Below are 22,409 nucleotides of genomic sequence, written 5' to 3'. Positions count from 1 at the left end.
TGGACGGGACGGTGAGCGCTACTTCGGGGCTGACAGGGTGAAGTCGGCCACGGCGCCGTGCAGGAAGGGGTGTTTCACGTTCTGGGAGCGCCCCAGGTAATTGAACTGGGTCGCGCCGAGCAGCAGCGCGCCCATCTTCGGCGACTCGTTCACGCCGCTGACCTCGCCGTTGATCAGGAAGGTCAGCGTCTCGGCCACCCGGATCTCGACGTGGGTCCACACCCCGACCGGCAGCGCCACGGCCGCGTCGACGAAGTCCTCGGCCTCCATACCGCCGAGCTTCATCGCGAATCGGGCCCGGTTCAGGCCGGTGCGCGGGGTCAGGAACATGTACGACTGGGTGTTGAACCCCAGGTCGAACACCCGCGCCGAGTTGGCGATGCTGTCCAGCCGCACCCACACCGAGACGGTCAGTTTCGACAGTGACGCAGGCAGCCCGGCCGGCAGGACCACGTGCGCCCCGGTGCCGTTCAGCTCGATGCCCCGCTCACCGGGGACGGCGCCGCCCGCCAGCACGGCGTCCGGCCAGCGGCGCCGGGCTTCCCGCAAACCCGTCAGGGGGTACGAGGCGACGGTCCCGTGCCGGGGCCTGGCCGGCGGCAGCGCGAAGTACACGTTGTAGTGCTCGTGATGCACGTCGAGGAACGGGCTCAGTCGGACCCGCTGCCCGCCGACGACGACGCTGAATTCGGCCGCGCCCGCCTCCCGCCGCAGGGTGCGCGGATCCGCCGTGGGCAGCGTCGCCGGCCCCTGCGCGCCGTAGCGTCCGGCGAGGACCAGCGGGCCGTACGTGAGGGCGTGCACGGCCGGGTTGTCCGGCGCGGGCAGCCAGCGGGTGCGGAACGGCAGGTGCAGGGTGACCACGTCGCCGCGGCGCCAGACCCGCCGGATCGTGGCGAACCGGCCGGGGTGGGCGGGGACCGGCTTGCCGTTCACGCGCAGCGCGGGGTCACGGACCCAGGACGGGATGCGGACGCGCAGGGTGAACGGCGCACCGGTGCCGTCGACCCGGAGACGTACCGTTTCCCGGTACGGGAACATGGTGTTGATCTGGATCTTGGCGCCTCGGAAGGTGGTCTCGGAGGGGATGAAGAGCTTCACCGAGAGCGTGTCGCGGCTGGTGTCGTAGATCGGCTCGGCGAACTTGGTGTGCGTCTCCAGGCCGCTGCCGTGGTCGCAGCTGAAGTTGCCGTAGTCGCTGCTGTACGAGCCGGGGTCGCTGACCAGCCCCTCCTTGCCCTTGCGGGAGGCGGTGGAGGAGAGGCCGGTGTAGTAGGTGACGTTGCCGTGCGCCGAGTCCGGGTCCTGCTCGCCGAGCATTTGGTTGATCAGCGCCCACTCGTGGTAGTCCAGGTAGTCGGTGCGCGACGGATCGATGGCGTAGAGCCGCTCGGTCAGCTTGAGCATGTTGTACGTGTTGCAGTTCTCGCAGGTGTTCTCGCCGAGCTGGCTGACCACCTGGCCGGGTGGGCCGAAGAACTCGGCGTTGGAGTTGCCGCCGATCACGTAACTGTGGTGCCTGACCACCTGGTCCCAGAAGTACGTGGCGATCGTCCGGTGGTAATCGGAACCGGTCGCCTGGTACATCGCCGCGGCGCCCACGACCTTGGGGATGTCGGTGTTGGCGTGCCGGCCGGCGAGGGTGTCCCGCTTCTCCGACAGCGGCACGAAGATCTCGTCGTGGTCGAACGCCCGGGCCAGTTCCAGGTGCGCCGCCTCACCCGTCACCCGGTACAGGTTGACGAACGACTCGTTCATGCCGCCGAACTCGACGTGCAGCACCTTCTGCATCTGCTCGCGGGTCAGCTTCGACACCCGCGAACCGACCCAGTCGGCCATCCGGCGCGCGACGTCGAGGGCCGTCGTGTTGCCGAGCAGCCGGTGCTGATCGAGGAGCCCCGCGAAGATCTTGTGGATCGTGTAGTACGGCGCCCACGGGTTCTTACCGGCCTCGAGCTGATCGAAAATGGTCTCCGGGAACGCGGACAGATAGCCGTTCGGCGCCTGGCACGCCTTGAGCCCGTCGACCAGGGCGGCGCTGCGCGCCTTCAGATCACGATCATCCAGATGGTACGCGGCCTGCGCGAGCCCGGAGAGCAGATGACCTGTGGTGTGCCCGCGGAGCTGGACGGTCGGCGCCTCCCAGCCACCGAGCGGCTCGGCGGCGCTGGGCAGCCCGGCCGTGACCCGGAACATGTGCAGCATCCGGTCCAGGTCGACGAAGCGCAGGTAGGCGACGGTGCGATTCATGTTGTCCAGGAACCGGCTGGGCAGCAGCCGGACCTGGGGAACCCCCGGGCCGCCGCCGGGCGACGACGGGCCGGTGAGCGGCGAAGCGCCGGCGGCGAGGGCGGGCGGCGCGACGGTGGCGAGGGTGGCCCCGGCAGCGCCGGCGGCCAGAACGGAACGACGCTTCATCAGACGTAGTACCTCAGGGTGACCGGGCCGAGCAGGCCGTAGGCCTGGCGAGCGGCGATGCCGAAGACGGACGGGCTGGTGGTGCGCAGCCGGTTGAGCAGGGTGGTGGCGACCTCGACCTCGAGGGTGTTGACGCCGCGGCGCAGGCGCAGGTCGGCGACCGGCTGGAGCACGTCGATCGGGGGCAGCAGGCGGCCGTTGAGCCGCACCCGGCAGGTGTCGACGACCTTGCCGAGCTGCAGGAGCGCCCGCGCCTGCGACGGCGAGTTGATCGTGGTGCGGTAGCGGCCGATGCCTGACACGTCGGCCAGCGCCGGGATGGCCGACCAGGGGAGCAGCTCGGTGAGGGTCACGTTGTGCCTGGTGACGCCGGTGGGCTGCCAGTCCTCGACCTCCAGCTCCCACGGGCCGGCGACCGGGACGGTCTCGGTGAACGTCCGGCTCGGGATCGCCGCCCGCCGGCGCTCGAAGGCGAGCAGCTGGGACTGTCCCGGCTGCAGCGCCACCCGGACCCGCACCCGATGACCGTCCCGCTCGAACGGGACACCCTCCCGGGCGCCCGTCCAGGCGTTGATGACGACCGGCACCGACGACCGGGACGCGGTGGTCAGCCACACGTCGTGGTCGATCGCCTGGATCACCCGGTTCTCGGCGTGCCGCGCGTTCGCCAGGTAGTAGTAGTCGCTGTCGTCGTCGACCCGCCGCACGGTCATCAGCGACGACTTGGCGTACTCGACGTCCCGCTTCACCCCGAGCTCCTCCAGAGCGGCCGGGATCGCGGCCTGGTCGGCGACGTTGCGCACCACCGGCAGGGCGAGCAGCTGCTGCAGCAGGGGCTGGAGCTCGGCGGGGTGCACGTCGGACCAGTTGCCGACCACGATCGTCGGCAGGCCCTTGCGGGCGAACGACAGGAGCTGTCGCAAACCCCGTACCGAAAGGGTGTGGTCCTTGCCCCGGAAGATGTCCCCGTCGAGGATCATCGCCTTGTAGCGCGGCGGCCCGAGCCGGCCGTCGCGGACCTTCGCGGCCGGCAGGGAGAGCGACGCCTCGTCGGCGAAACCGTGCGTCCAGCCGATCGGGATGCCGTCGTTGGTCGCCCAGGGCGCGCCGATTCCGGTCGCGGTCCAGCCCTTCTGCCGGAAGAACACCAGGTCGGCGCGGGCGGTTCCGGTCTGGAGCACTTCCTGGGTACGGGCGAACCAGCCGGACACGTCACGGGCGTGCCGCCAGGTCGGCTGACGCGGGCCCCAGGCCTCCGCATAGCCGATGCCGTTGCCGTTGTAGGGCGAGAACGCCGCGAAGCCGGGCCACGCCGCGCCCGGCGCGTCGGAGTAGGCGAACCCGTGCAGGACCGCCTGGTTGACGCCGCCGGCGAACACGCTGCCCATCGTCTGCAGCACCTTGTTCCAGGTGGTGCTGTAGGCGCCGTTCGCGTAGGCGGCCGCCTCGCAGGAAAGCACCTTCTTACCGGCCATGTCCCGCGCGGAGGCGAGCACCCGGTAGTCGTCCAGGTTCTTGAAGCCGAGCGACTCGCTCTCCGCCACGTCGAGCAGGGTGGCGCTGCGGATCGCGTCGGTGGAGAGCCCGTACGGCTGGGCCCGCAGCTTGAGGCCGAGCGAGTGGGCGAACTCGCGCAGCGGGATCAGGTGGTTCTCGTGGTACAGGTCGGAGAGCACCTGGTTGAACGCGTCCCGCGCGTGGTTGGTGGGGTCGGACGCGAACGTGTAGAGGTACTTGCCCTTGGGGTTGAGCAGGATCGGCAGCAGCGGAAGCAGGTCGGTGCCGGTGCGCTTGGCGAACTCGGCGGGCATGTCCGGCGTCCACAGCGTCCAGTCGGTCTCCAGTTCGAGGGAGTCCTCGAAGAGGTCGCCGCCGGCGTCGCGCAGCAGCTTACGGATGCTGCGGGTGAGGACCAGCTCGTTCCAGGTGTCGATGATCGCCCGGGTGCCGGCCCTGCTGAAGTGGTCGACCACGTAGGAGTGCGGGTCGGTGTGCGGGCCGCCCTCGGGTTCCTGCCCGGAGCCGCGGACCAGATAGGTGAGGAGCAGCCAGTTGCCCTCGCCGGCCGTGACGCTGACCTGACCGCCGACCGGGGTGATCGTCTGCACGGAGGCGGGGTCGAGCGTGGTCCCGGTGACGACCCGGGCGATCTGGACCGCGAACACGCCAGCGGCGACCGGCGCGGTGATGCTGCCGGTGAACGGCGTGACCGTGTGGACCAGCTCTTTCGTCGCGGCCGGGTCGTCGGGGGTGATGCCGGGGACGGCGGCCGGCCAGCTCGGGCCGACCGCGAGGTCGATCGTCACACCGCGCCTCTTGGCCTGGCGCAGCGCGGCCTCGACGGCGTCGCGCCACGGCTGGGTGCCCCAGCCGTGCCCGGCCGGGTCCAGGTCGACGCCGCCGCGGATGCTGTGGTGCACGTCCTGGATCTCCATGCCGGCGAACCCGGCGTCCGCGATCTGGTCGATCTCGCGGGCGATCTCGACCGGGTCGACCAGGCCGTGCGGCCACCACCAGCGGAACTTGGCGCCGGCCTCGAACGGCTTCAGCGCTCCGGCGGCGTGGGCGGCGGCGGCCGACGGCCAGGGGAGGGTCGCGGCGGCGGCGCCGGCGGCGCCGAGGGCGAGGACGGAACGGCGTTTCATCGGGTCTTCTCCAAGGTTGCTGTCAGGACTGCCTGCGGGCGCAGGGTGACCGGTCCGAGCAGGCCGGACGGGAGGATCTTGTTGCGGGAGTTGGCGAGGGTGTTGGTGACGCGGACGCTGATCGTGTTGGCGCCGGGCTTGAGGACCTTGGTGACGTCCACGGTGTACGGGCGCCACAGCGCGGCCGGCAGCTTCACCCCGTTGACCGTGACGGTGGCCAGGTCGTGCACCTGGCCGAGATCCAGGTTCAGTTTCCGGTTCGTCAGGTCGGCGGCGGTCAGGGTGAGCGTGGTGGTGTAGGTGGCGCTGCCGGAGAACGTCGGGGCGAAACTGGTCCACGATCCGAGCGGCCGGACCTGCGGGTCGGAGCCGTCCAGCTGCACGGCCCAGTCACCGTCGAGGGCGATGCTGTCCAGGGGATCGGTGGTGACGGCGCTGCCTCGGTAGGTGCGGTTTCCGGCCGTACCGGAAAGGGGGTAGACCCCTGGTTGATCGGCCGTGACCGTCGCGCGGAGCTTGCCGCCCTGCTGGATGACGCTTGTCGCGGGGAGCGTGGCGCCGGTGAGGTGGGCCTGCTCGCGGACGCCGGGCCGGAAGATCACGCCGAGAGTCTCGAAGGGCTTGAGCGTGAGCGGGACCGCGGAGCCGTGGTAGCTGGTGGCGGCCTTGATCGAGCCGGTGCGCGGGTCGTTGATGAACGGAACGCCGCGGGCGGGGAAGGTGGCGGTCGTGGTGATCGTCTGGTCGCTCTCGTTGTTGAGGACGAAGACGGTGTCGCCGCCGCGCCGGACCCGGATGACGCGGACGGCGCCGGCGGCGGGCGAGAGCTGGGCGGCCCGGAAGCCGGCGGTGGTGGTCAGGTCGTCGGTTGTGGGGATCCTGGTCGACTTGATCTTGGAGAGCGTTGCGATCAGCTCCGCGTCGCGGCCGAACGCCTCCTTCGCCGGCAGGTCGCCGACCACGATCAGCTTGCCGCCGAACCGAACGAAATCGGACAAGCGCTTCGCTGTCGACAGGTCCAAGATCGGCGTGGCCGGTAGCACCAGCTGGTCGTAGGCGGCCTTGCCGACGTGCAGCCTGCCGCCGCGCACCACACCCTGGAAACGCGCCACCGGATCGCCGCTCAGCGACGAGTCACTGAGCAGGTCGAAGTCGACCTGACCGCGTTCCAGGGCGAACGCCGCCTCGGTGAAGTGCTCGTCGAGCACGTGCTCGGTGTCGGTCGACCGCGTCATCTCGGCGGCCCGCTGCGGCTGGATCAGCGCGGTCCGCGCCAAACTGGTGCCCCGGCCGAGATCCATCACCCGGCCGATCCACTCGTCCACCTCCGGCATGTCCGACCAGAACGTGCTGCGCGGACCGAACGGCGGCGGGAAGTTGACGTTCGCCTCGTCGGTCCACATGGCGTGCAGGAACGTCTGGTTGACGCCGCGGGTGGCGAGCGCGCCGACGGTGGCTCGCATGTAGTCCGGCGCGATCTGCCAGCCGCCGTTGCCGAACGTCTCCATCACCACGCGCGGGGCCCCGCTCTGGTGCGCGACCGAGGCGGCGTTGCGGCCCAGCATGGTCTGCTTCCCGGCCACGTAGTCGGTGGTGATCTCGTCGCTGCCCGGCACCTGCGCCCACTGGTTGATCTTCGTGAGGTCGCCGGTGCTGTGCATCCGGTCCTGCGGCGACTCCTCGTCGAGCAGCGGGTTGGTGATCAGTTTCAGTCCGTGGCGGCCCATCCACGCGGCCTGCCGCTGGTAGTAGCTGGTCGCGAAGAGGTCGTTCACCGCCCGCCAGTAGAGGCCGGCCGCCGGGTCGAGCCGGTCGGCCGCCGCAGTGTAGGCGACACCGGCGCTGCCGCCCGCCCGCTTCACCGCGGTGGCCAGACCGGGTGACCAGGCGAGCTGCTTGAACGGGTGCGGCTGCGCGGAGGCGAGGAACGGCTCGTCGTCCCAGAAGCCGAGAACCGTGGAGCCCATCGCCCATCCGAAGCGGCGCACGTACTCGCCGGGGACCCGCTCCAGGAACGCGTCGGTGGCGGCCGGGTCGAGCAGGTCCAGGTAGTCACGGACGTACCCGCTGGAGTCGTCGATCAGCGTCTTGCCGGCGTAGACGTCGAGTTGCCAGGTGCCGGCCGGGACCTTCCAGGTGTTCCCGGTGAGTTCGACGGGTTTGCCGTCGGTGACGAGTCGCGCCGCGGCCGCGGTGCGCCCGCCGATCTCCACCCGGTCCGCCGGGAACTGGCTCAGGACGTCCGCGTCGGCGAAGTGGTCCGAGAAGAGAGTCTGATCAGACCCGGTCACGGCGAGGTTGTCCCATTGCGTGCGCTGGGTGCCCTCCGCGGCCACGGCGACAGACCCCCGGGGGTACGTGTCATCGCTCGCCGCCGGCTGCACGGTGTTGTTGATTTTCGGGGTGACGACGCCTCCCGCGACCGTGACGCTAATGGTCTGCGCCCGCGTCGCCGAGAAGCCCGGCGTCGGCACACCCGTGGTCAGTCGCGTCCGCACGCCGTCGTCCACCCGGTAGACGCTCGCGACACCCTTGACGTCGACGTCGACCAGATAGCCGTCCTGCTGCTCCCGGTCGGCCCGGACCCAGACCTGCGCGCCGCCTGCGGTCAGCGTGACCTTGCCGGTGACCGTGTAGTCGGTCCAGCCGGCGCCGCCGGTGAGCGGCGCCGGTTTCGCCGACAGCGCCGGGTCGACCACCAGTCTGCCGTCGCTGACCGACAGGCCGGACGTCTCGTCCAGGTCCACGGTGGCCGGTCCGGTGACGATCCGGCTGGAGCGCAGCAGCGCCTTGAGCCGCAGGTCCGGGCGGGCCGGCCAGGTGCGGTCACCGACCGTGCCGCCGTCGGCGACCAGGCCGCCGGCCCGGCCGCTCGGGAAGTTGTTGTCGTTGAACAGCCACACCTTCATGCCGGTGCGTTTCGCCTCGCGCAGTACGTGCTCGACCAGGTCGAACCAGGCCTCGGTGAAGAAGGCCGGCTGCTGGGCGGCGCCGCCGTAGGGGAACAGCACGAACGAGAAGACGTTCTTGGCGCGCATCTCCGCCATCTGCCGGTCGGTGATCTCCGGCGTGATGGTGTTGTTCCAGTACCAGTAGATGCTGGGGTAGCTGTCCTTGGGGATGTCCTTCGCTGTCGCCGCCGCCGGGCTCTGCAGGCCGCTGACGACCAGGGCGCCGGCGAGAAGGGCGGTCAGGGCCTTACGCATCGGCGCTCCTCGCGGTGAACGTCCAGGTGCCGGTGCCGACCGTGCGGGTCAGCCCGGGAAGGCGGATCTCGGCGGTGGCGCCGGGCGGAACGGTCACGGTCAGGCGGATCCGGTCGCCGGTCCTGGTCCAGGCGGTGGCGATCCGGCCGTACGGGGAGAGGAAGCTCCCGGACGCCGAGGCCGGGCCGCCGCTGACCGCCGGCGCGATGACCAGGTCGCGGAATCCGGCGGAGCCGGACTTCTGGTCGATGCCGGTGATCCGGCGCTGCATCCACGCGTCGAGCGCGCCGAGCATGAAGTGGTTCTGCGACTGACCGCTGCCGCCGTCCCAGGTCTCGCCGAGCGACGTCAGGCCCTGCTTGACCTGGAAGCCGAGGCTCGGGCTGGTGGTCTGGGTGGCGACCTTGTAGATCACGTCGTCGCGGCCGGCCTCGCTGAGCACCTGCAGCACCGACGGGAACGAGATCTCGCCCATGATCAGGTGGTTGTCCTTGGCCTCGATCGCGTCGATCAGGTGCTGCAGCTGACCGGGTCGTTCGCTGTCCGGGACCGCCTTGATGTCCAGGGCGAGAGCTGTCGCGCCTTGACCGCCGCCGCCGAAGAGACCGGTCGCGGGGTCGTAGTACTTCGCCCAGAGGGCGTTCGCGAGCGAATCGGCTGTTGTCCGATATGTCGCTGCGTCTGTCTCCCGCCCCAGCACGGTCGCGATCTTGGAGAGGCCGTCGGCGATGTGCCAGACGCCGGTGCTGCCCGGGATCGCCTTCGGCATGGCCGGCTTCTCGGTGGTGATCCAGTCGCCGAGGCTGTAGTCGTAGACGCCGTTCACCCAGCGGGCGGTCTGTCCCTGCAGGTAGGCCAGGTGGCGCTGCATCGCCGGGTAGTAGCGCTCCAGGATGTCCCGGTCACCGTAGGTCAGGTAGGTCTGCCACGGGACCAGCACCAGCGCGCCACCCCAGTTCGGGTCGTCACGGTACGCGCCGGCCAGCGACGTGTGATCCGGAACCGTCGACGGGACCAGGCCGGAGCTCTCCTGAGCGTCCACCATGTCCCGGACGATCTTGTCCATCAGCGGGCGGACGTCGTAGCTGCGGGCGATCGCGTCGAACGCCAGGTGGTCCTGCTCCAGCCAGCCGAGCTTCTCCCGGCTCGGGCAGTCGGTGAGGATGCTCTGCATGTTGCCCTCGACCGCGCGCCGGGTCAGCCGGTGGATCCCGTCGAGGACGTCGTTGTCGGTGTCGAACGTGCCCGCGCTGTCGTAATCGCCCATGGTCCGCAGCCCGGCCACCTCGATGGTGGCGCCCTCGGGCAGACCGGCCACCTCCAGGTAGCGGAACCCGTGATAGGTGAACCGCGGGTGCCAGGTCTGGGTGCCGCCCTTACTGGTGAACTGGTCCCAGATCGGCGCGCCGACGTTGCTGATCGACTGGTCGACGTGGCCGCTGTTCAGCGACTCCGCCGGGTAGACCCGGATCGTGGTGCCCGCGGGCGCGGTGAGGGCGATCTCCGGGAAGCCGGCGATGTTGCGGCCGACGTCGAAGACGCTGTTCTCGAGCCGGGTGGCGGGGAGCCGCTCGACGATCTTCACGGGCTCGCCGATGCGGGCCGTCAGCGGACCCCGCGCCGGGGCCGGGACGGCGTTCTCCCAGGTGGCCGGGTTCTCGCGGCGGGCGTCGTAGTCCTCACCGCCGTACCAGGAGGAGACCGTGGTGGCGCCGAGGGCGGTCTTCCAGGTCGGGTCGGTGGCGATCGTCTCGCGCCTGCCGTCGGTGTAGGTGATCTCCAGTTGGGCGATCACCTGGGGGTCGCTGACCTGCTTGGCGAACTTGCGGTAGCGGCCCTTGTGGTCCAGGGCGTTGGCCGTGCCGTTGCCGACCGCGATGTCCAGGGTGTTCCGGCGGCCGAGTGCCTTCGTCACGTCGTAGGCGGCGTAGGGCACCTGGTCGGCGTAGTCGACGTCGCCGGGCTCCAGGACGGCGTCACCGACCCGGCGGCCGTTGAGCTTCGTTTCGTAGACGCCCAGGCCACTGACGTACAGGCGGGCGGTTTTGATCGTGGATCGCGTCGCGAAGCGCTTCTGGAAGACCGGCAGGGCCTCGGGCAGCCAGGCCTCCGGGGTCGGCTGATCACGAACGGTCGCCGCGGTGGTCCACACGTCCGTGGTCGCCGTCTCGATCCGGTAGTCGACCGGGAAGTTCGCGGTCCGGCCGTCGGCGGTCAGCGTGTCCTTGCGCGGCTGGAGCACCACCCGGTCGAACGTCTTGTCCGCTCCGAGATCCAGAGTGACCTGGATGCTCGCGTCCGGGGAGTCGTGCGCGGCGCTCTGGTAGCCGAGGGCGGTACCGTCGGCGAGCAGCGCGGGCTCCCACTCCTTGCGGATCGTCTGCGTCTCGGAGACCGTGATGTTCTTGCCCCGGCCCTCGGCCAGGTTCACGCCCGGCGTCGCGGAGTCGCGGACCTCCAGCTCAGCGAGCTGCAGCCGGTAGGTGGGCGCCGGGAACCCGCCGGTCATCACCGCGCGGTTCTTGCTGTCCAGCGGCTGCTCGGCGAGCGGCAGGCCGAGCTTGCTGACGTCGAGCCGCACGAACCGGGCGGTCTGCTTCGGCAGCGAGACGACCACGGGTGTGACCGGCTTGGTGCTCAGCTGCCAGTCCTCGTTGCCGATCCACTGTGCCTTCCAGTCCTTGATCCCGGTCTCGAACCAGGCGGGCGCGCTCCAGGCGGTGCTCGTCGTGCGGCTGGTCCAGGTGCGGACCCGCCAGTAGACGCGGGTGCGCTCGGTGAGGGCGCGGCCGGCGTACCGGGCGGAGATGTCCGTGCCGCGGACGCGGCCGGAATCCCAGAGATCCGGATGGGCGAGCTTGGCGGGGGAGGTCGCGGCCTGGATCTGGTACGCGACATGCCCGGTTCGGGTGTCGCGCCAGCTCAGCTGCGGCGGGGCGAGATCGGTCCCGAGGGGATCGGTCTTGCCGTCGGTGCGCAGGGCGGCCGGCGCGCCGGTGATGGTGTGGGCCTGCGCGGGAGAGGGAGCGAGGGTGATCAGCAGGGCGGCTGCGGTGAGGGTGGACAGGAGGGTGCGGGGCACGGCGGCTCCAAGGGTGAAATCGTTTCAAAGAGCGGCGGTGGGGCTTGAGCTCTTGACGAATCGAAGCGTTTCGCCTATGGCTGTTAATCAGCGACAATCGGGGGCGTTGCGATTGTGAAACGTTATAAACACGGCCGTGACGTCACGTTAATATGAGTCGTGGATCACGTCAATAGACGGTGGTGCGCTTGGATGCGCGGGCGATGGGGCGCTTGGGTGCTCGGCGGCGGTGGTCGTTTGGATGGGCGGCGGCGGGGCGCTTGGACGCGCGGCGGCGGTCGTGCGCTTGGACGCGCGCCGCCGGGGCGCTGGTGGCGGGCTTGAAGGGCGCGGGCGGGTGGTGGCGCCCGTGAAGCACTCGCCACCGGCCGGTCCGGCCGGTCCGGCTGGTCCTCAGCGTTGATCGACGGCGTGGTGGCAGCACTGAGCGCCGGCTCGCTTCACCCCAATGCCGCTCAGCCTAAGTGGATCTCCAGTCCGGGTGGTGAACGAGACGGCGGCTCACGGTGGGCTCGTGTGTGGGTGGCGGCTCACGGTGGGCTCGTGTGTGGGTGGTGGCTCACGGTGGGCTCGTGCCCGGGGTGGCTCACGATGCCGCTCTGTCGCCGGGGTGGTGGCGCACCGAAGTTCACGCCGGCCGCGATGAGGTCGCACGGAAACGGTGCGTGTGCGTTCATCCCTGCCCTGGCGTTGATGAATCGCCACATAAGCGTTGTGTGTGGCCTTGTCCCCGCGGCGCCGGCGTTTCGTGTGACCTCATCCACGCCGTCACCGCCGCTGGCACCGTCGCGTCTCGGGCCGCACCGCGCCGGGCGCCAGCTCGCCTTGCTCGGCTGGTTGTCAGTGATGATCGTTAGGGCGGTGGCAACACTGGGCGCCAGCCGGTCCGGCTGGTCGTGAGCGCTGGCGGTCGGTAAGGGTGGCCGACTCGGGGGCACCGCGGATGGTTGTCGGTGCAGGTGTGGGCCGTGCTGGGTGGCGGTAGTTCGCCGTCGGCCGGTGTGCTGAGCCGATTGATAGCTTGATCGACATGACGCTTGGCCGCGCGCTCGATGTGTTTCGCCTGGAAGCGGGGAGCCTTTCCCGGGCGGTGACGGGCCTGTCCGAGGAGGAGTGGAACCTCTCGACGAGGTGTGCGCCGTGGACGGTCCGGGAGCTGGTGAGTCATGTCCGCGTGGTGATCGCCTGGCTACCGGGAATGCTGACCGCGCCTGAGCCGGTGAGGGCCGAGGTCTCCGCGGTCGACTACTACCGGCCGGACGATCGTTTCGCGGCTCATACGAACGCGGCCCGGATCGGTTTGGCGCAGCGTCACGCCAATGAGATGAGCAGCGGCGCCGCGCTTGTCGAAGATCTCACCGCCACCTGGCAGCGGGTGGATCGGGAGTGTCGTGCTGAGCGGGAGGACCGCGTGGTGCGCACCCGGCACGGGGACGCGATGCTGCTGTCGGAGTTCCTGCTCACGCGCGTGGTCGAGGTCGCCGTCCACGGCCTCGACGTCGCCGACGCGCTGGGGCGTGCACCGTGGCTGACCGCGGACGCCGCCGATGTCGTGACCCAGTTGCAGCTCGGCCCGGAAGCAAGGGCAGCGACCCGCGAGCTGGGCTGGGATCGGCCTACCTTGCTGCGTAAAGCCACCGGGCGGCAGCCACTGGAGCCGGCGGACGAGGTGCGGATGGAGCGTCTCGGCATCCGGTGGCTCACGCTGGGCTGAGGAGCGCTGAGCGCCAGCCGGACCAGCTGGTTGCCAGGGTTTGATTGACACGGGTTGATTTCATTCGGGGCATGCCGGTGGATACGTTTCGGGCCTCCTACGAGTGCCGGCTGCTCACCGGGGCGGCGGCGATCGGTGCGGCGAAGCGGCTGCAAGGGGCGGCCTACGTGCGGCACGGGCATCTGCCGGCGCGGGCGCTGACCGAGGACGGCTGGCTGCCGTGGCACGACCGGGTGGCGGCTGATCGGGTGCGGTGGTTCGGGGTTCATGACGAGGCCGGTGGGCTCGTCGCGGTCGCCCAGAAGATCACGGTGGACGGTCGTGGGCTCGCCTCGCTGCCGGCCATCGCGCTGCTGGACACGTCGCCGGCCGAGGGGCTGGGCACGTCTCGACCGGCCGACGTGGCGAGTGCGGCTCGACCGGCTGCGGCGGTGCCGGCCGCACCGGCGGGCGCTGCCGGACTCGTTGAGCAGATGGGCGATCTCCGGTCGGCCGGGGCCCTGAGCGGGCTGCCCGAACCGGTCGTCGAGGTCTCCGGAGCAGCCAAGGCGCCGCACGCCCCACTGGCAGCCACCATGCACGCCTACAAGGCGATTTATCAGGATAGTCGACACCGCGGCGACCGCGCCTGGGTCATGAGCGTCATCCCGGAACTGCGCACCACCCTGCGCCGTGTCGCCCCCGGCGGGATCACCGTGGGCCCGCATCCGCTCCGGATATCAAACCTTCACCCCGAGGTACGGCCGGACGTCCTCGCCTACCCCGCCTGGGGACTCGTCCACGGGTTCACCGCCCGGATCCGGGCCGCCGCCGACGCGGAACCGGACCCGGCGCGGCGGCACTTCTTGCACGAGTCAGCCGATTTCCTCGACGATCGGAACGGCGGATGACCACGCTGATCTGGGACGTCTACGCCCGTTCCTACGACGTTGTCGCGACGCTCACCCCGTACCGGAAAATGGTCGGGGAATTGATGGGTGAGGTCCCGGACGGGCCGCGCCGGGTGCTGGACGCGGGATGCGGAACCGGGAACCTGACGGCTGCCGTGCGCGCGAGACAACCCGCGGAAATCGTCGCGGTGGACGCTTCGGAGGCGATGCTGGAGCGGTCCCGGCGCAAGAATGCCGGGGTCGTTCACCTGCGCGCCGACCTGAACGGCGATCTCGCGGACGTCACCGGGGAATTCGACGTGATCCTGTGCGGCAACGTGCTGTACGCGCTGGCCGACCCGGCACGGACGGTGGCGTTGCTGAAAAGCCGCCTGTCGCCCGGCGGCCGCCTGGTGGTGACGACTCCGCGGGCCGGGGCGGGTATGCGCGCGATTCTCGGCGAGCACATCCGGGACCGGGGAATCGTCTCGCTGGGGCGGGTCATCGTGCCGCTTCTGGCCGTCGGCGTCGTCAATGCCCGGTTGCTGCATTCCCCGGCACACCATTTTCTCAGCCGGGCGGAGTTGAGCGCGATGCTCGGCACCGAGCGGATCCGCACCACCTACAGCGGGCAGGCGTGGCTGGCGGTGTACGAGCACGGGCGGGCCGGGGACACAGCGGGGCGTTGATGGTATTGAATGGCGGCCATGTCGTGGGTGGAGCGCATCGCCGAGGTGACCCGGGCGCGTCCGGACCGGCGTGACATCGCGTGGGAGCCCGTCGACGCCGAGTTGGGTGTCGCCGTTCCGTCCGACTTCCGGGAATTGTGCGCGCTGTTCGGCGACCGGTATTTCAACGGTTTTCTCCGGCTGATGAGCCCGACGGTCGCAGACGGGCGGCACCGCGAGTACGCCGTTCGTCCTGCCCGAAGGTGTCATGATCACCAGCGCCGAGGAATGGAACTTCTGGGCCGGAGGCGATTCCTCAACCGGGGGCTGAGAGCGCCGATACGACTCGTCCGCATGATGGGGAGGGGTCACCACCGTGAGACGACGACTTGTTCTGGGTCCGGTCCTGGCCACGCTGGCGGTCCTCGGAACCGCGGCACCGGCGGAGGCAGCCGCCACGCCGAAAGCAGTCCAGGCCGGCGCCACCTGGTCCACGGTGATGACCCGCAAACTCAACCTGGAGACCGCGCACGCCAGGCTCACCACTCAGCTGCCGGCCATGCGCACGACCGTGACCACCCGTAACGCCACGGTCGTCGCGGCCCGCAAGGCCGACGCCGCCGCGACGGCGGCCCTGACCCGCGCGACGAGCGCGGACCAGGTCGCCCGCGCGAAGCACGCCGCCGCGAAGACCGTGACCGTGGCGGCGCGCAAGGCGGTGAGCGCGGCGAAGAAGCAGCGCCCCTACAGCGGCAACCGGGTCGCCAAGGCGCAGAAGGCGTGGACGGCCGCCGACGCGACGGCGCGGTCCCGTGCGGCTGCCATCCGGCGCAGCGCTACGGCGCTGTCCGCTGCCCGTACCGCGTCCGCCGCGACGAAGCGCCAGGTCACCGCCGCCGTCACCGCGCACCGGACGGCGGTCACCGCGGTCGCCAACGCCGAGGCCTCGGTGGCGGCCTGGCCGAAGACCCGGTCCGCCCTGGCCGCACAGGCGACGGCCCTCAGCGCGCAGGTGGTCACGCAGACGCGCGCCACCTTCACCACGGCACAGACCACCCGGGTGTACGGGGTGACCGTCAACAAGATCATGGCCGTCCCGTTCCAGCGCATGATCGACGACGCCGCGAAGGCCGGCATCAAGCTGTCCGGGGGTGGGTTCCGCACGAAGGAGCAGCAGATCGCGTTGCGCAAGTCGAACGGCTGCCCGGACGTCTGGACCGCGCCCTCCCCGTCGTGCCGGGTGCCGACCGCGATTCCCGGCCGGTCCCTGCACGAGCTCGGCCTGGCGATCGACATGACGTCGGGCGGGAAGGGCATCAACAGCCGGAAGAACCCGGCCTTCGTCTGGATGGCCGCGAACGCGGGCCGTTACGGCCTGGTGAACCTGCCGTCCGAGCCGTGGCACTGGAGTATCACCGGGTCGTAGGTTGCCGCCCGATCATGTCCGCCTCCCGGCGCTGCCACAGGCCGGTCGCTTCGTCGCCGGTCTTGCCGAGCGCGATCGGCCGGTCCGCGTAGGCGCCGGCGGGAACCACAGCCTTCGACGGCGAGGCGAGCACTCGGACCGGTTGCGGCTCGCACAGCTCATCGTGCGTCGCGGACCTTGAGGATGGAGAGGGCGGCGACCGCGCTCAACGCGCACGCTACCGCCCACACCGCCCGGTAACCACGGTGAGAGCCACGACCTGCCCGGCGAGGACGGGACCGAGAGCCTGGCCGATGTTGGAGCCGAGGGCGGCGACGCCGAGGTCACGGCCGGCGCTCGCCCGGTCCGGCAGGACGTCGATGAGAGCTGCGGGTACGGTCGGAGAGCACCCCGACGACCGGCTGCACGATCATGGTGGCGGCCACGGCGAGCGCGGTGACCAGCGACAGCGCCTGGGCGCGGGCGGCGTCGAAGTCGGCGAGCCGGTCGAGCAGGCGCTGCTGTTCGGCGGTGGCGACCGTGGTGCCGGCGTCGACGGCGGCCTTGAGGTCGTTGAGCGCGGCCAGGTCGACGCCGGCGTCGGCGCCGGTGAACCACTTCCCGACTCGATCAGCTGGACCTGGTTGGGCAGGGTCACGCCGAGCACGCCACCCCAGACCGCGGTGATGGCGGCGAACGCGAGGGTGTACCAGAGCAGATATCGGCGCAGCGATGTGGATTGATCAAGTGACACGGGAACCCCTTGAGCGGCCCGGGAGGCGGGAGACGGAGCCGGTGTGATGCGACCTGGCTCACGTGAAAGCTGAGTGAAGGCGGGGTTCGTGTAGATGTCAAGGGATATTTCTGAGGATCTTGCGGTTAGTACCGCGTGATTGCTAGTTTGCACTCAACTTTCGTGCCGGAGGTTGAGATGAAGAGCGCACCGCCCCGCAAACGCGGCCCCTACCAGCGGTCCCGGGAGCGCCGGGAACAGATCGTGCTCGCGGTCATCGATCTGGTCGACGAGCTCGGCCATGACAGGGTCACCACGGCGGGCGTGGCGGCACGGTCGGGTTCCAGCGAGCCGACGGTGCTCTACCACTACCCGAGCAAGGATCACCTGCTGGTCGCGGCGCTGGAGCGCATCGACGACAACGAGGCGGAGCTGTCGCAGGCCGACAGTGACGAGGCGATCCTCGACCTCGAGGTGCTGCGGTCGGTCGCCGACCCGTTCCGCACCTCATCCGAGAACCGGCTGCGGCTGTTCGTCATGCTCAAGGGCCAGGCCGCCACGCCCGGGCACCCGGCCGCCGACTACTTCGCCGGGCGCACCCGGCACTCCGTCGCGATCTTCAGCCGCCTGATCGCCGGCCGGCAGCGCGCCGGTCTCGCCCATCCCGGCCTCGACGCCGACCTGGTGGCCCGGCAGGTCGTCGCGCTCTGGGAGGGCCTCACGTTCATGCGGCTCACCGACCCCGGCTTCGACATCGGCCAGTTGCTCGTCGACGGCGTGCGCCGGCTGTCCGGCGAGAACGTGATGAGCGCACTCACCACCGCTATCTGAGGGACCACCATGACTTTCGAACATCCCTACGTCGACGTCGACGAGTGGCGCGAAACGCCGCATCCGCACCGGTACGTGCATGGCGGCTTCACCGGCACCGAGACCCGCTTCTCGATCTACTTCCCACCGGAGGCCGCCTACCAGGGTCGGTTCTTCCAGCACATCACCCCGGTCCCGCAGCACGAACACCTCGCGCAGACCGCGACCGGCCAGGACGACAAGATCGGGTTCGCGTTCAGCGCCGGCGGCTACTTCCTGGAGACCAACGGGGGAGGACAGTCCGGCGGTCCGGGCTTGGGTGCCGACCCCACGATCGCCGGTTACCGAGCCAACGCCGCCTGCGCCGAGCACTCCAAGGTCATCGCCCGGCAGGTCTACGGTCAACACCGCACCCATGGGTACGCCTACGGCGGCAGCGGCGGCGCGTACCGCACGATCGGCGGCGCCGAGAACACCACCGGAGTCTGGGACGGGTTCGTGCCGTACGTGCCGGGCAGCCCGATGGCCGCGCCGAACGTCTTCGCGGTCCGCATGCACGCCCAGCGGGTGCTGCGTGACAAGCTCGAGCGCATCGTCGAGGCGTTCGACGCCGGCGGCGACGGTGACCTGTCGTTCCTGACGCCCGAGGAACACGAGGCGTTCACCGAGGTCACGAAGATGGGTTTCCCGGTGCGGTCCTGGTTCGGGCACCGCACCATGGGCTCGCACGCCTTCACCGCGGTCTACCCGGGCGTCGTCGCCGTCGACCCGCAGTACTTCGAGGACTTCTGGACCGTGCCGGGCCACCTCGGCGCCGACCCGGACTCCTCGGTGCACCACGACCGGGTCCGGCACAGCACGCCGATCGCCGGTCTGGTCACCCGCGCCGACAAGGCGGACCTCGGCCCGTTCGCCGAGGAGAGCCACGGGCAGCAGGGCGGCGTCGACGAGGCGTTCAAAGGTGGCACGGCGGCGGGCACCGCGGTGGTCGCGGTGCGGCTCGCGCGTACGCCCGGCGTCGTGCCACAGGGCGCCGAACTGGTCCTGAGTGACGGTTCACGCGTACCCGTGAAGGGGTTGCACGGAGATCTCGCGGTGATCGACATGCCTGATCACTTCCCGCCAGGAATCGCCGTCGGTGACACCGTGACGATCGACAACAGTAACTTCCTGGCCGCGCAGACCTACCACCGCCACCAGGTGCCGGAGCCCGAGTTCACGGTCTGGGACCAGTTCCGCGACGACGAGGGCCGTCCCGTGCACCCGCAGCGGCCGTTCCTGCTCGCGCCGATGTTCGCCGCCGGGGCGGCCGGCACCGTGCAGAGCGGGAAGATCAGCGGCAAGATGATCCTGGTCGCCACCCTCCTCGACCGCGAGGCTTTCCCCTGGCAGGCGGCCTGGTATCGCGCGAAGGTAGCCGAGCACGCCCCGGGCGACGTGCGGCTGTGGTTCGTCGACAACGCCCTGCACGGCGACGACGAGATCCAGGAGTACCCGACGTACTCGGTGAGCTACCTCGGCGTGCTGCACGAGGCGCTGCGCAGCCTGGCCGCCTGGGTGGAAGTGGGCGTCGAACCGGCCGTGGACACCCAGCACGTGATCGAAGACGGCCAGGTTGTCGTTCCCGCCTCCGCCACGCACCGTGGCGGCGTGCAGCCGGTGGTCACCCTGAGTGTGTCGGCGCAGGACCCCGCTGTGGTCCGGCTGGTCGCGGAGGCGCCTGAGGGCGCGCCGGATCTGGTACGCGTCGCGTGGGACCTGGACGGCGACGGCACGTTCGACGTGGACGAGGCCGTCGAGCCCGCCGCCCGCATCGAGTTGACGCGGCAGGTGAAACCCGGCGCCCGCTACGTCACCGCCCGGGTGTCCGCCCAGCGCGACGGCGACCCGGACACGCCGTTCGGCCGCATCGACAACCTCGCCCGGGTGCGCGTCTGACGGCGCTGAGACGCTACTGGTCAGCTGTCGCCGTTCCCGGCCTCGAGGGCGGTAGCAGCTCCTCGCTGGGCGCTTCGGGTCACGTCCTGGTCCGCACCGATCACTCGGCTTGGCTGTCGAGCGCTCATGCCGGCGCCCATGGGGGGTGACCGCACACTCTCCAATGGTAGGAAATGGCATGCGGATACATCCCCGGGCCTGGCTGGCGGCCGCGGTCGCCGTGGCGGTGGCGACCGGCGCGTGGGCGGCGGTCAGCACCGGCGACGACGCGTCGCCCGACGACCGTACCGCCGCCGATGTTCTCACCGGCCACGACTGGACGCATGTCGCCGGAGGCACCGCCGGCTCCGGCGGGGTGCGGATCGTCGGGCTGGGAAGGCGGATCGTGCAGCAGGACGGCTCCGGCGGCCAGCCGAACCCGCCGGTCAATCTGCGCGGGCCGCGGCTCGCGGTGCGCGGCCCGGTGGAGATCACCGCCGGGGTGGATCGGCCGGCCGGCCGGTCGGCCGTGCTCACCCTGTACGGCGATGTGCCGGTGGTTTACGACGAGTGGCGGCACAATCCGCCCGGGCTGGCCGTCACCGTCACCGACGGGGAGCTGCGCCTGGAGGTCTGGGACGGGCGGGGCAACGATCCGGCGGTCCGCCGCCGGGCCACGCTGGCCGCACCCGCTGCGGCCACGGTGACCGTCACCCGGGCCGGTGGGCGGCTCACGGTCCGGCTCGGTGACGCCCGCCTGTCCGTCACCGACCCCGGGGTGTTCAGCTCCGGACGGGTGTTCTTCGGCGCCGACGCCGATGACAGCGGGCCGGACGGCTGGACGTTGACCTCGTTGCGGGCCGCCGGGCTGGACGGCGGCAGCGCCACCGTCGTCGACGCCCCGGCGCTCGACCAGTCGGCGCCCCCGCCCGGGTCGCTGCGGGCGCTCGCCGCGGCCCGCCGGGCGCTGCCCATCGGCGCCGCCGTGGCCGCCGAGCCGCTGCTGGCCGACGACGGATACCGCCGTCTGACCGCCGCCCAGTTCTCCATGCTGACCACGGAGAACGCGCTGAAGCCACAGTTCGTCCACCCGCAGCCGGACCGCTACGACTTCACCGGGGGCGACCTGCTGGTCGACTTCGCGGCGGCCAACGACATGGCGGTGCACGCCCACACCCTGGTCTTCGGCGAGGCCAACCCGCGCTGGATGCAGGACGCCCCGGCCGACCGGCGCGAGCGGATCATGCTCGATCACATCAGCACCGTGGTCGGTCACTACCGCGGCCGGGTCGCCGAATGGGACGTCGTCAACGAACCGCTGTCCACCGAGAGCGAGGACTACGAGGACGGGGGAACGGGGCTGCGGCGGCACCTGTGGCAGCAGGCGATGGGGGAGGCGTACATCGACACGGCGTTCGCGGCGGCCCGGACCGCCGACCCCGGCGCCAAGCTGTACCTCAACGATTTCGGCCTGGAAGCCGACGGTGAGCGCTGGGACGCGCTGCTCGGCCTGGTCGGCCGCCTCAAGCAGCGGGGGGTGCCGATCGACGGGGTCGGGTTCGAGGCGCACATCCACGAGGCGGGCGACCGGGTCACCGCGGCCGTCCTTCAGGATCACTTCGCGGAACTGGCCCGGCTCGGGCTGTCGGCCCGAGTGTCCGAGATCGATGTGTACGGCGATCCGGCCGCCGGGCAGGCCGAGCAGTACGCCACCGTGTTGACCGCCTGCCTGGCCGCCCCGAACTGCACCTCGTACACCACCTGGGGGGTCACCGACCGGTACGGGTCCACCACCGAGTCCGACACCTATCCGCCGCAGCCCGGTGACGACCTGCTCTTCGACCGGAACCTGGCGCCCAAGGCCGCGTTCACCGCCCTGACCCGGGTGCTGCGCGGCTGAGTTGCGGCGGGTCACCGGTTGGATCTGCCGGGCATCCAGTCCGTCGTCGTGGGCTCGGCGAGTCGGCCGGCCACGTCGACGCCGGTGATCTCGGCCGAGCGGGTCCACAGGCGTTGCGCGAGGTCGCGATCGGTGGCGGGCCGGGAGAGCTTCTCGAAGGTCGGGCGGGCCCGGCGCAGCGGTTTGCCGGGACCGATGTGGCGTCCGGTGGGCGCCTCGGGGTTGGTGGCGGCGTAGAGCATCGGGGTCACGGCGTCGTCGACCGGTCGCCGGAAGACAAGTCCCATCACCGCCTCGGCGGCGCGGGCTACGGGCGGCGCGTCGCGGGCCAGGTCGGTCTTCGCCATGCCGGGATGGGTGAGGACGCTGCGCACCGGCGATCCGGCGGCGCGCAGCCGGCGGTCGAGCTCCAGGGCGAACAGCACGGTGGCGAGCTTGGACGCGGCGTACGCGCGGCCGGGGGAGTAACCGTGCTCGGCGGCGAGGTCGTCCGGGTCCACCCGCCCGATGCGGTAGAGGTCGGACCCGACGGTCACCACGACCGGGTGGCGCCCGGCGGCCAGCCGGTCGAGGAGCAGGCCGGTGAGGGCGAAGTGGCCGAGGTGGTTGGTGGCCATCTGGCTCTCCACGCCCTGGGCGCTGAGCCGTCGCGGCACGGTGCCGATGCCGCCGTTGTTGATCAGGGCATCGACGGTGACGTCCTCGTCGCGCAGGCGTGCGGCGAAGGCGTGCACGGTGTCGAGGTCGAGCAGGTCCAGGCGCCGGACGAGGAGATCGGCGCCGGGGTGTTCGGCGAGCAGCGCCCGGCGAACCTGGTCGCCTTTAGCCGTGTTGCGGACCGCCATGATGACGCGGCCGCCACGCCGGGCCAGGTGACGGGTCATGGCGCTGCCGAGGCCGCTGCTGGCGCCGGTGATGACGAACGTGCGCCCGGTCTGATCGGGAAGGTCGGCGATGCCCCAGTCGGCGTGATCCATGTGCTTCTCCTGAACTCTAAGCGGATGACTTATCCGATTGAAGCCGCAGGGAAGCGGATTGTCAA

At 70.8% G+C, this 22,409-nt stretch carries 14 protein-coding genes; 8 read left to right on the top strand and 6 right to left on the bottom strand.

The features are described from left to right. Nucleotides 1–18 precede the first annotated feature (18 nt). Genes AMIS_RS21525 through AMIS_RS21510 form a run of 4 tightly spaced genes read right to left on the bottom strand, consistent with a single transcriptional unit; the run spans nucleotide 19 to nucleotide 11,351 of the window. Nucleotides 19–2,418, bottom strand: a complete 2,400-nt coding sequence (locus AMIS_RS21525; RefSeq protein ID WP_014444487.1) for a beta-L-arabinofuranosidase domain-containing protein — start codon at nucleotides 2,416–2,418, stop codon at nucleotides 19–21. Next, a complete protein-coding gene (locus tag AMIS_RS21520; protein WP_014444486.1) occupies nucleotides 2,418–5,063 on the bottom strand; it encodes a glycosyl hydrolase in 2,646 nt (881 codons plus the stop codon). Before AMIS_RS21520 ends, AMIS_RS21525 begins: the two co-directional genes overlap by 1 nt. Continuing rightward, nucleotides 5,060–8,269, bottom strand: coding sequence for a glycosylhydrolase-like jelly roll fold domain-containing protein (locus AMIS_RS21515; RefSeq protein WP_014444485.1), 3,210 nt, complete (start codon nucleotides 8,267–8,269; stop codon nucleotides 5,060–5,062). The genes AMIS_RS21520 and AMIS_RS21515 overlap by 4 nt, the downstream gene beginning before the upstream one ends. Then, the gene (locus AMIS_RS21510) at nucleotides 8,262–11,351 is read right to left on the bottom strand and encodes a family 78 glycoside hydrolase catalytic domain (protein WP_014444484.1); all 3,090 of its coding nucleotides are present in this window, start codon (nucleotides 11,349–11,351) and stop codon (nucleotides 8,262–8,264) included. The genes AMIS_RS21515 and AMIS_RS21510 overlap by 8 nt, the downstream gene beginning before the upstream one ends. A gap of 1,030 nt (nucleotides 11,352–12,381) precedes the next feature. Between AMIS_RS21510 and AMIS_RS21505 the strand changes: the two genes are divergently transcribed. The 4 genes from AMIS_RS21505 (at nucleotide 12,382) to AMIS_RS21490 (ending at nucleotide 16,028) form a co-directional block, all read left to right on the top strand. Continuing rightward, nucleotides 12,382–13,065: a maleylpyruvate isomerase N-terminal domain-containing protein gene (locus AMIS_RS21505; RefSeq protein WP_014444483.1), complete on the top strand. Its 684-nt coding sequence runs from the start codon at nucleotides 12,382–12,384 to the stop codon at nucleotides 13,063–13,065. A gap of 71 nt (nucleotides 13,066–13,136) precedes the next feature. Continuing rightward, nucleotides 13,137–13,955 carry a hypothetical protein gene (locus AMIS_RS21500; protein ID WP_014444482.1) on the top strand — a complete coding sequence of 273 codons (819 nt, stop codon included), beginning with the start codon at nucleotides 13,137–13,139 and terminating at the stop codon, nucleotides 13,953–13,955. Next, nucleotides 13,952–14,623, top strand: a complete 672-nt coding sequence (locus AMIS_RS40710; RefSeq protein WP_014444481.1) for a class I SAM-dependent methyltransferase — start codon at nucleotides 13,952–13,954, stop codon at nucleotides 14,621–14,623. The genes AMIS_RS21500 and AMIS_RS40710 overlap by 4 nt, the downstream gene beginning before the upstream one ends. 355 nt (nucleotides 14,624–14,978) lie before the next feature. Next, nucleotides 14,979–16,028 (top strand): M15 family metallopeptidase, encoded by a 1,050-nt coding sequence (locus tag AMIS_RS21490; RefSeq protein ID WP_014444480.1) that lies wholly within the window; start codon nucleotides 14,979–14,981, stop codon nucleotides 16,026–16,028. On the opposite strand, the gene AMIS_RS42805 is transcribed toward AMIS_RS21490, so the two are convergent. Then, a complete protein-coding gene (locus AMIS_RS42805) occupies nucleotides 16,015–16,161 on the bottom strand; it encodes a hypothetical protein (protein ID WP_014444479.1) in 147 nt (48 codons plus the stop codon). The genes AMIS_RS21490 and AMIS_RS42805 overlap by 14 nt on opposite strands. A gap of 226 nt (nucleotides 16,162–16,387) precedes the next feature. Between AMIS_RS42805 and AMIS_RS21485 the strand changes: the two genes are divergently transcribed. The 4 genes from AMIS_RS21485 to AMIS_RS21470 all read left to right on the top strand — a co-directional run bounded on the left by AMIS_RS21485 (nucleotide 16,388) and on the right by AMIS_RS21470 (nucleotide 21,367). After that, a complete protein-coding gene (locus AMIS_RS21485) occupies nucleotides 16,388–16,750 on the top strand; it encodes a hypothetical protein (RefSeq protein WP_041829956.1) in 363 nt (120 codons plus the stop codon). Nucleotides 16,751–16,938: 188 nt separating this feature from the next. Continuing rightward, nucleotides 16,939–17,571, top strand: a complete 633-nt coding sequence (locus AMIS_RS21480) for a TetR/AcrR family transcriptional regulator (protein ID WP_041831117.1) — start codon at nucleotides 16,939–16,941, stop codon at nucleotides 17,569–17,571. A gap of 9 nt (nucleotides 17,572–17,580) precedes the next feature. After that, entirely contained in the window at nucleotides 17,581–19,488 is a 1,908-nt protein-coding gene (locus AMIS_RS21475) for a hypothetical protein (protein ID WP_014444477.1), read from the top strand. A gap of 178 nt (nucleotides 19,489–19,666) precedes the next feature. Then, nucleotides 19,667–21,367 carry an endo-1,4-beta-xylanase gene (locus tag AMIS_RS21470; protein ID WP_041829955.1) on the top strand — a complete coding sequence of 567 codons (1,701 nt, stop codon included), beginning with the start codon at nucleotides 19,667–19,669 and terminating at the stop codon, nucleotides 21,365–21,367. An 11-nt stretch (nucleotides 21,368–21,378) separates the two neighbouring features. Here AMIS_RS21470 and AMIS_RS21465 read toward each other — a convergent pair whose 3' ends face one another. Beyond that, the gene (locus tag AMIS_RS21465; protein WP_014444475.1) at nucleotides 21,379–22,344 is read right to left on the bottom strand and encodes an oxidoreductase; all 966 of its coding nucleotides are present in this window, start codon (nucleotides 22,342–22,344) and stop codon (nucleotides 21,379–21,381) included. Nucleotides 22,345–22,409: the final 65 nt, after the last annotated feature.

Origin of the sequence: Actinoplanes missouriensis 431, from assembly GCF_000284295.1 — a bacterium.
Classification (GTDB): Bacteria; Actinomycetota; Actinomycetes; order Mycobacteriales; family Micromonosporaceae; genus Actinoplanes; species Actinoplanes missouriensis.
This window is presented reverse-complemented; position numbering and strand designations above follow the sequence as displayed.

Bases quoted from the DNA above. Each gene is read 5' to 3' on its own strand.
- AMIS_RS21525 (WP_014444487.1), bottom strand. From the start codon at position 2,418: ATGAAGCGTCGTTCCGTTCTGGCCGCCGGCGCTGCCGGGGCCACCCTC.
- AMIS_RS21520 (WP_014444486.1), bottom strand. From the start codon at position 5,063: ATGAAACGCCGTTCCGTCCTCGCCCTCGGCGCCGCCGGCGCCGCCGCC.
- AMIS_RS21515 (WP_014444485.1), bottom strand. From the start codon at position 8,269: ATGCGTAAGGCCCTGACCGCCCTTCTCGCCGGCGCCCTGGTCGTCAGC.
- AMIS_RS21505 (WP_014444483.1), top strand. From the start codon at position 12,382: ATGACGCTTGGCCGCGCGCTCGATGTGTTTCGCCTGGAAGCGGGGAGC.
- AMIS_RS21500 (WP_014444482.1), top strand. From the start codon at position 13,137: ATGCCGGTGGATACGTTTCGGGCCTCCTACGAGTGCCGGCTGCTCACC.
- AMIS_RS40710 (WP_014444481.1), top strand. From the start codon at position 13,952: ATGACCACGCTGATCTGGGACGTCTACGCCCGTTCCTACGACGTTGTC.
- AMIS_RS21485 (WP_041829956.1), top strand. From the start codon at position 16,388: ATGAGAGCTGCGGGTACGGTCGGAGAGCACCCCGACGACCGGCTGCAC.
- AMIS_RS21480 (WP_041831117.1), top strand. From the start codon at position 16,939: ATGAAGAGCGCACCGCCCCGCAAACGCGGCCCCTACCAGCGGTCCCGG.
- AMIS_RS21475 (WP_014444477.1), top strand. From the start codon at position 17,581: ATGACTTTCGAACATCCCTACGTCGACGTCGACGAGTGGCGCGAAACG.
- AMIS_RS21470 (WP_041829955.1), top strand. From the start codon at position 19,667: ATGCGGATACATCCCCGGGCCTGGCTGGCGGCCGCGGTCGCCGTGGCG.
- AMIS_RS21465 (WP_014444475.1), bottom strand. From the start codon at position 22,344: ATGGATCACGCCGACTGGGGCATCGCCGACCTTCCCGATCAGACCGGG.